8 protein-coding genes are annotated in these 8,292 nt (G+C 68.6%); 3 read left to right on the top strand and 5 right to left on the bottom strand.

Annotation, left to right across the window (positions count from 1 at the left end):
* Nucleotides 1-46: 46 nt before the first annotated feature.
* A complete protein-coding gene (locus FCU40_RS02410) occupies nt 47-991 on the bottom strand; it encodes a helix-turn-helix domain-containing protein (RefSeq protein ID WP_168072639.1) in 945 nt (314 codons plus the stop codon).
* Nucleotides 992-1,076: 85 nt separating this feature from the next.
* A complete protein-coding gene (locus FCU40_RS02415) occupies nt 1,077-2,762 on the bottom strand; it encodes a class I adenylate-forming enzyme family protein (RefSeq protein ID WP_168072641.1) in 1,686 nt (561 codons plus the stop codon).
* Nucleotides 2,763-3,047: 285 nt separating this feature from the next.
* Here FCU40_RS02415 and FCU40_RS02420 point away from each other — a divergent pair, with 285 nt between their 5' ends.
* From FCU40_RS02420 to FCU40_RS02430, 3 genes are read left to right on the top strand one after another with little or no spacing between them, the layout of a single operon-like run.
* A complete protein-coding gene (locus FCU40_RS02420; protein ID WP_168072642.1) occupies nt 3,048-3,743 on the top strand; it encodes a TetR/AcrR family transcriptional regulator in 696 nt (231 codons plus the stop codon).
* 48 nt (nt 3,744-3,791) lie between these two features.
* The gene (locus FCU40_RS02425) at nt 3,792-5,066 is read left to right on the top strand and encodes a D-arabinono-1,4-lactone oxidase (RefSeq protein ID WP_168072644.1); all 1,275 of its coding nucleotides are present in this window, start codon (nt 3,792-3,794) and stop codon (nt 5,064-5,066) included.
* 10 nt (nt 5,067-5,076) lie between these two features.
* Complete coding sequence (locus FCU40_RS02430) at nt 5,077-6,228, top strand: DSD1 family PLP-dependent enzyme (protein ID WP_168072646.1); 1,152 nt, start codon at nt 5,077-5,079, stop codon at nt 6,226-6,228.
* Nucleotides 6,229-6,353: 125 nt separating this feature from the next.
* Here the strand turns inward: FCU40_RS02430 and FCU40_RS02435 are convergent, their stop codons facing one another.
* From FCU40_RS02435 to FCU40_RS02445, 3 genes are all read right to left on the bottom strand, one after another.
* Entirely contained in the window at nt 6,354-6,542 is a 189-nt protein-coding gene (locus FCU40_RS02435) for a hypothetical protein (protein WP_168072647.1), read from the bottom strand.
* On the bottom strand, nt 6,539-8,101 hold the full coding sequence (locus FCU40_RS02440) for a carboxylesterase family protein (RefSeq protein WP_168072649.1): 1,563 nt from the start codon (nt 8,099-8,101) through the stop codon (nt 6,539-6,541). Before FCU40_RS02440 ends, FCU40_RS02435 begins: the two co-directional genes overlap by 4 nt.
* Before the next feature lie 13 nt (nt 8,102-8,114).
* Nucleotides 8,115-8,292: fibronectin type III-like domain-contianing protein (locus FCU40_RS02445; protein ID WP_168072651.1), on the bottom strand; the 178-nt coding region annotated here is incomplete at its 5' end.

The raw sequence follows: 8,292 nt of genomic DNA on the forward strand, positions 1-8,292 counted from the left end.
TCTTGTTATGAAAGTATGTTCGGCGGGATTTTTCCCTCGCCGTCCGTCAGGCCGCGTTTTCCGGCGTCTTGGCCGGTGCCTCGAGGATCTCGAAGGTCACGTCGTGCGGCTCGACCGGCTGGCCGCAGCACGAACAGGTCACGGCCGGATCCAGCGCGTGAGCGTTGGACTTGTGGCGTAGGATCAGCGGCGGCCCCTCGGGCGAGACATAGTACCGGTCGCCCCAGCGCAGCAGCATCAAAAGCACCGGATAGTAGTCGAGGCCCTTTTCGGTCAGGCGATATTCGAAGCGCTTGCCGGTCAGTTCGTGCTGGCGGATCACCCCGATGCCGATCAGCCAAGACAGCCGTTCGGAGAGGATATTGGTGGCCATGGCGGTGTCGCGATGGATCTCGTCGAAGCGGCGCAGCCCCGTGAAGATCGAGCGCAGCACCAGACCCGCCCATCGGTCGCCAGTGATCTGGGCCACGTCGACCATCAGGCTGGACTCGGCCTCGCCGCTATTGCGCTGCTGGCGGCGGCGGCTGTAGAGCGGCGCCATCCAACCCACGCCCGGGCCTTCGGCCCAGTCGACATCGCGCGGATCGATCTCGTCGCCGCAGGTCAGGCAGGTCGGGACCGGCTCGAACACCTGACCGCAGAGACGGTGGCGCAGCTTGAGCCTGAGGCCGCCCGGACGCTGGGACCAGCGGCGCTCCCAGCGCAGCATCATCAGCGCCGGCCAGTAGAGATCCAGCCCCTTGCGGGTCATGCGGTACTCGTAACGCGGCGGCGCGTCGACATAGCGGACCTTCTCAAGCACGCCCGCGGCGACCAGGCGCTTGAGACGATCACTGAGCTTGGACTGCAACAGCCCTGTGCGTTCCCGCAGGTCGTCGAAGCGCCGCGCCCCGATCCAGTTGGCCTCGAGGATCAGCAGAACGGCCGTGTCGCCGACCACTTCCAGCGCCCGCCAGATCGAGCAGGTACGGATGAATTTCGAAGACTGCATCTTTCGGGTGTCCGACCGCTCGCTCGCGTGGTCCCCATAAAATCGCCCGAACGCGTGCGCCTATGCAAGTCAGTATAATCACTGTTCAGCTAGCGGCGACTCCCGCCAGATCGCGCCGCAGGACCTTGCCCAGGGCGTTGCGCGGCAAGGCCGGCACGATCCGCAGCTTTTCGGGCAGCTTGAACGTGGCGATGTTCTGGGCGCGGAGGTGGGCGTTGACCTCCTCCAGCGACAGATCGGCCTCGCCCGCCTTTAGAGCGACGATCGCGCAGACCCGCTCGCCCAGCCGCTCGTCGGGATAGGCGGCGCAGCAGGCCTCGCGCACCTTGGCGTGGCTCTCGATGAGGCCGTCCAGCTCGGCCGGCGAGATATTGACGCCGCCCCGGATGATGATTTCCTTGCTGCGTCCGACGAAGCGATAGAAGCGCCGGTCCCCGTCGGGCGCGATCTCGAAGAGGTCGCCGCTGCGAAACCAGCCGTCCTCGTCGAACGCGGCCCGGGTCAGGTCCGGAGCCTTCCAGTAGCCATCGAAGGTCATCGCGCCGGCGATGCGCAATTCGCCTTGTCGTCCGGGCTCGCCAACCTCCTCGCCCGTGGCCGGGTCGACCAGGCGCGTGCGGATCTTCCGGGCGAAGGCGTTCGGCCATTCGAGCCCCTCCGCCCCGAACCTCGGGAAATAGCGCGCCCGCTGCTCCGGATCGGGAATGGCGGCTCCCGTCGAAAACAGCGAGCATCCCTCGTTCGAGCCGAAAACGTTCATGATCGTGACGCCGAACGCCTCCTGCCAGCGCCGCACCATCCAAGGCGACAGGGGCGCCGAGCCCGAGCCCATGCAGCGCAGCGCCGACAGATCCCGTCCGGCCAGCAGGTCCTCGTTGCGCAACAGCATGGTCAGCACGGCGGGCGGCGCGACGGAATAGACGACGCGCTCGGTCTCCATCTGCTCCAGGAAGACGGGAAGATCGAACGGATGGTGCTGAACCAGCCGGCCCTGGCAGAGGATCCAGGGCATCACCATCCCGCCGATGGCGGCGATGTTGATCAGGGGGAACGGGTTCAGGATCGTATCCCCCTCCCCCAGCTCCGCGGCCTCGACGAGCGCCTCGCCATTGACGACCCAATGATCGTGATGTCGGGGCACGCCCTTGGGCATGGCCTCGGTGCCCGAGGTCCAGCAGATTGTCAGCGCCTCGGCGGCGTCCAGATCGGACGGGGCGTCGAAGCCGCCGGCGGCGGCCATCAGACCCGGCAGCGACAAAGCGCCCGGAGGCGCCTCGGCGTCCAAGGTGAAGACCTTGGCGCGCGTGACGCCGGCGCCGACCAACCGGACGAACATCGTCGCGTGGTCGCACCCGTGGAAGTCGCCCACCGTGATCAGCGCCTTGGCGTCTAGGCTGGGCAGGATCTGGCCCAGCTCGTGCTCGCGATAGGTCATGGCGATCGGACTGAGGATCGCGCCCATGCGCGCGCACGCCAGGAAGGCGACGACGCCCTCCGCCAGATTGGGCAGCTGGGTCGCGACCACGTCGCCCCGGCCAACGCCGTGCCCGGCCAGCACCGCGCAGAGGGCGTCGACCTCGGCGTCGACTTGCGAAAAGCTCAGGCGACGCGGCGGCGAGCCCACCAGCGCCGCGCGGTTGGGCGCATCGACCAAAGCTTCCGCGTCGCCCCGCGCGGCGACGGCGCGGCGAAAGAGATCATCCACCGTGACCCCACGCCACCAACCCCGTTCGCGATAGGCGGCGACCCGCTCGTCTGGACTCGGACGCAAGACGATCCTCCCTGGCGGCTTTGTTCTTACCCATCCGCGCCAGCCGCGCGCCGAATGGTAAGTATCGTTATGAAAGCATGTCGCCAACCGCGCAATTCAAATCGGCCATCGCCCCACGCCTCCGACGGGACGAACCGCTGGACGAAGCCTCGCCCGCAACGATAGTTATAACTACGGCTTGGAAGCCGTCGCGAAAGGGCGCCTCCGAGACTTACCATCCCGCGCCGCCATGTCGCCGGGCCGCGCTGGCGCTCCCTGTCCAGGCGGACTTCGAGGAGAAACGCCATGCCGAAGGCGATGGCCAGACCGACCGCCGCCCCCGACATCGCCCTGGACGCCAAGTTGCGGCCGACCCAGGCCCGAGGTCAGGACACCTATGAGGTGGTTCTGGCGACCGCGGGCGAGATGCTGCGCGAGATGGGCTTCGAACAGCTGACGACCAACGCGGTCTGCAAGCGCGCCGGCCTGACCCCGCCGGCGCTCTATCGCTACTTCCCCAACAAGCACGCCATCCTGAAGGAGTTGGGCGATCGCCTGATGAAGGCTCAGGACGACATGGTCTTCGCCTGGCTCGACGCCGGGGGCATGAACGGCGCGACCGCCGCCGAGCGGATCGAGAAGAACGCCGCCATGCTGGTCGAGATGATCGAGATGACCCGCCGTTTCCCGGGCGGCGCGTCGATCGGCCGAGCCCTGCGCGCGGTGCCCATGTTGCAGGCGCTTCGCGTCGCTTCGCGCGACAGCGTCGCCAGTCGGTTCGCCGAGGTTCTCAAGCAACGTTATCCGCGCGCGCCGGACGCCCGCGTCCGCCTGGCGATGAAGATGATGGTCGAGCTCATCTATTCAGCGGCGGAAATGGCCGTCGAGGAACCCGACCAGGACGCGCGCGCCCTGAGCCGCGAGGTCTGCCTGCTGTTCGAGCGCTATTTCGACACGTTCGACGATCTCTCCCTGAGCCCTTGGAGCGACGACTTGCCATAATAGTAGTTATAACTATCATACCTGCCAAACATGTACGGGGAAACGAGGATGACGGGGTGGAGCAACTGGTCGGGCAGCGTCACGGCCTCGCCGCGCCAGCTGGCCAAGCCGCGCACGGCCGCGGAACTGGCGGCCCTGGTGACCCAGGCGCGCAAGGTCAGGGTGGTCGGCGCGGGTCACTCGTTCATGCCGCTCTGCGAGACCGGCGACCTGCTGCTGAACCTCTCCGACTATGAAGGCGCCGTCGAGATCGCGCCCGATCGCAAGACCGTGTGGGCGCCGGCCGGATGGAGCCTGAAGCGGCTCACGGCGGCCCTCTGGGCCGAGGGCCTGTCGCTGATCAATCAGGGCGACGTCAATCCGCAGTCCCTGGCCGGGGCCGTCTCGACCGGCACCCACGGCACCGGCGCGGCGCTGGGCAGCCTGTCGACCCAGGTCCTCGGCTTTCGCCTGATGACCGCCGACGGGCGGCTCGTCGAATGCGACCCGGACCTGAATCCGGACCTCCACGAGGCCCAAAGGCTGTCGCTGGGCCTGCTGGGGGTGGCCGTCGCCATCCGGATCCAGGTCGCCCCCGCCTATCACCTGGAAGAACGCATCGAACGCCGACCGCTGGCGGAGGTGGCCGAGCGCCTGGACGAGCTGAGCGCGGCCACGCGACACATGGAGTTCTTCATCTTTCCCTATTCGGACGACGTGATCCTGAAGTCCTTGCACCCGATCGCGCCGACCGAAACGGGCCGCGCGGCCAAGGAGATCGGCGACGAGTCCGAAGGCGCCTTCCGCGCGATCTGCGACCTCTGCGCCGCCCTGCCGGCGCTGACCCCGGCGCTGCAAAGACTGGTCATGCGCACCATGGGCAAGGCCACTCGTCGTGTCGGCCCGGCCTACGAGATCTTCCCGGCCGAGCGGAACATCCGTTTCGAGGAGATGGAATACGAACTGCCCCGCGCCTCGGGCCTCCCGACCCTGAAGGCGGCTATCGCCCATATCCGCCAGCGCCGCTTGCCGATCACCTTTCCGCTGGAGTTCCGACTGGTCGCGGGCGACGATATCTGGATGAGCCCCTTCAACGCGGGTCCCGGCGCCTCGGTCTCGCTGCACCAGTACGCCAAGATGCCTTGGCGGCCGGCGTTCGCGGAGATCGAGGCGGTGATGCGCGACGGCGGCGGCCGTCCGCATTGGGCCAAGCGCCACACCCTGACCGCCGACGACGTCCATCGCCTCTATCCGCGCGTCGGCGACTTCCTGCGGGTCCGCCAGGCCTGGGATCCGACGGCCAAGTTCGCCAATACTCACCTGACCCAGCTCTTCGGGCTTTAGAGGAAGCGTGATGACCGACCAAGACCTCCACGCCGGGCTGATCGGCGTTCCCGGCTCGCGCGACGCGCTCAACACGCCCGTGCTGGTGGTCGATCGCGCCGCCCTGGAGCGCAATATCGCGCGCATGGCCGCCTTCGCCGCCGAGAAGGGGATCAAGCTTCGCCCCCATGCCAAGACCCACAAAAGCGTGGACATCGCCAAGCTGCAGCGGGCCGCCGGCGCCGTGGGCTTCTGCTGCGCCAAGCTCGGCGAGGCCGAGGCCCTCGCGGAGGGCGGGATCACGAGCGGCCTCCTGATCACCTCGCCGGTGGTGTCGCCCCCCGCCATCGCCCGACTGGTCGCGCTGAACGCGGCGACCACCGACCTGATGGTCGTCGTCGACCATCCCGCCAATGTCGCGGCCCTAGGCGAAGCGGCCAGCGGCGGCGGCAAATCGCTGAAGGTGGTCATCGACCTCGATCCCGGTATCCATCGCACGGGCGTCAGCTCTCCGGACGCCGCCATCGACCTGCTGAAGGCGATCCAGTCCCAGCCGAGCCTGCTCTATGCCGGCTTGCAGTGCTATTGCGGGATGCAGCAGCACATCGAAGGCTTCGCCGACCGCAAGGGCGCGGTGGAGGAGCGCGGCGCCTATATCCGCTCGGTGGTCGAGGCCTTGACCGCGGCCGGCGCCCCGCCGCCGATCGTCACCGGCTCGGGCACCGGATCCCACCGCATCGACGCCGAGCTAGGCCTCTTCACCGAGTTCCAGGTCGGCTCCTACGTGTTCATGGACGACCAGTACCTGGTCTGCGACATCGCCGGCGCGGGGGCCGACCAGAGCCCCTACGAGCCGTCGTTGTTCGTCGAGGCCCGGGTCGTCAGCGCCAATACGCCGGCTCTGGCCACGGTGGACGCCGGCTACAAGGCCCTGTCGACCGACGCCGACCCGCCCAAGGTGGTCGGCGGCGCGCCGGAGGGCTCGCGTTACTTCTTCATGGGCGACGAGCATGGGGCGATCCTGCCGCCCCCGGGCCAGACGCCTCCCGCGCTCGGCGAGCGCGTCACCTTGCGCGCGCCGCACTGCGACCCGACGGTGAACCTCTACGACACCTACCACGTCGTCGAGGGCGACACCCTGGTGGCGCTGTGGCCGGTGTCCGCGCGCGGACGTTCGCGTTGAAGCCGGCTGCGGCCGAGCGCGCGTTCGGTTTAAGCGTGAGCGGTTAAGCCGCTCGAACGCGCTCTAAACATTTGAATCTAGGGCCTGTTATCCGCTCAAATCAGTCCATTCGAGCGGATAAGGCTCTAGGTCATGGCGGCGGAGCGGCGCATCAACCGATCGTAGGTCGAGCGCCGGATCGGACGCTTGTCCCGCAGACGCACCCAGGTGGTCTCGCTGATGCCCAGCGTGCCTTGCAGATGCGCCTTGGTGATCGCCGGCAGCAAGCTTCGCAGGCGACGGACCTGGTCGGAGTCGACGATGATCATCGTCATGGGGTCGTGGCCTCGACGAGGTCCAGACGGGCCTTCAGCGGATCGGCGACGACCTTGGGTCCCTGCCAGGAGAAGTCCATGATCCTGTCCGAGGCGGCCTCATATCGCGGCCAGGCCGGGCCGCCGGACATGGCCGGAACGCCCGTCTTGGCGAAGCCGATCCAGTAGGCGTGCGCCGCCTTGGCGGCCGCCGCGTCGGCGGGGGTTAGGGCCGCGCCGTAGCGCGCGTCGACCGTGTCGAACACGAACGGGATCTCGGTGGCGTGCGGCGCCCCCCACCACTGCCCGCGCAGGCTCTCGGCCACATACGAGAAGCGGAACTGATAGACTGGCGCGCCCTGGGCCGACAGGGTCTTGGCCACGGCGCGGGCGGGTTCGATGAACATGCGGTCGCCCGCCGCCGCCCAACCATAGACCTTGATGTCGCCGCCGCCCTTGGGGTCGTACAGAGCCTCGGCCTCGGCGCGGCGCGCGCCGAACGGGGCGAAGACCTGGTCGCGGCTGCCGCCGAAGAAGAAGCCGTCGGCGCTGGTCGCGCCGACCATGACCGGCATCTTGCTCCAGGCGCCGGCCTTGTAGGCCTCCAGCGTCTCGCGGGTCAGCATCTTGCCGTCCAGCATCGGGCCGCCGCCCCAGGTGGGCGTGCCCGAGGTGGCCATGTTGAGGCCGTCCACCACCGTGTCGGCCGGCAGGGCGCGCAAGGCGTCCAGCGCCGCCGCGTCGGTGCCGGATACGCCAGCCTTGGCCGCGAAGGCCAGGCCAGCCGCCTCGGCCGAGCGCGCGCCGGGCGGCGCGGTCAGCGGCAGGGCCGGCAAGAGCCGCGGACGACCGCCGCCCGACTCGATGATCGCCTTGTTGAACAGTCCCTTGGCCTGGGGCGCCGTCAGCAGAGCGTGAACGGACATGCCGCCCGCCGATTCCCCGAAGACCGTCACGTTGTTCGGATCGCCCCCGAAGGCCGCGATGTTGTCGCGCACCCATTTCAGCGCCGCGATCTGGTCCATCAGGCCATAGTTGCCCAGCAGTCCGCCGTCCGCCTTGGCCGCCGTCAGAGCCGGATGGGCGAAGAAGCCGAAGCGGCCGACGCGATAGTTGAAGCTGACCAGCACCACGCCGTCGCGGGCGAAGCGATCGCCGCTATAGACGGCGGGGGAGCTGCCGCCGTTGACGAAGCCGCCACCATAGATCCAGATCATGACCGGCCGCTTGACCTTGTCCTTCAAGGCCGCTTCCGGCGTCCAGACATTGGCGTAGAGGCAGTCCTCGGCCGGCTTGACGCCCAGGGGGGCGGCGTCGCCGGGGAACGGGTTCTGCATACAGTCGGGGCCATAGGCCTTGGCGTCGCGCGGCGCGGTCCAGGCTTTCGGCGGCTGGGGCGCGCGCCAGCGGAGCGCGCCGATCGGCGGAGCGGCAAAGGGCACGCCCTTGAAGGCGGCCACCCCCTCGGCGGCGGCGCCCACCACGGGGCCAAAGGTGGTCGGGACGGTCGGATCGGCCGCCAGAACCGGGGTGGCGCCCAGGCTCGTGACAGCCGCCAGGGCGGCGATGCGAAGGGTCATGACGTTCCTTCCGTTATGGCTTCAGCGCGCGCGGCGCGACCTTGGCGGCGCCTTTCAGGGTCAGGTCGGCCGAGGACGCGCCGACAGCGACCTGATATTGGCCGCCCGTCAAGTTCCACCGCTTGGCCTTGGGGTCGAAGCTGGCCAGCAGGCGAGGATCGGCGGTCAGGGTGACGCGGCGGGTCTCGCCA

The sequence above is a fragment of the Caulobacter sp. SSI4214 genome (assembly GCF_012184455.1).
Classification (GTDB): domain Bacteria; phylum Pseudomonadota; class Alphaproteobacteria; order Caulobacterales; family Caulobacteraceae; genus Caulobacter; species Caulobacter vibrioides_E.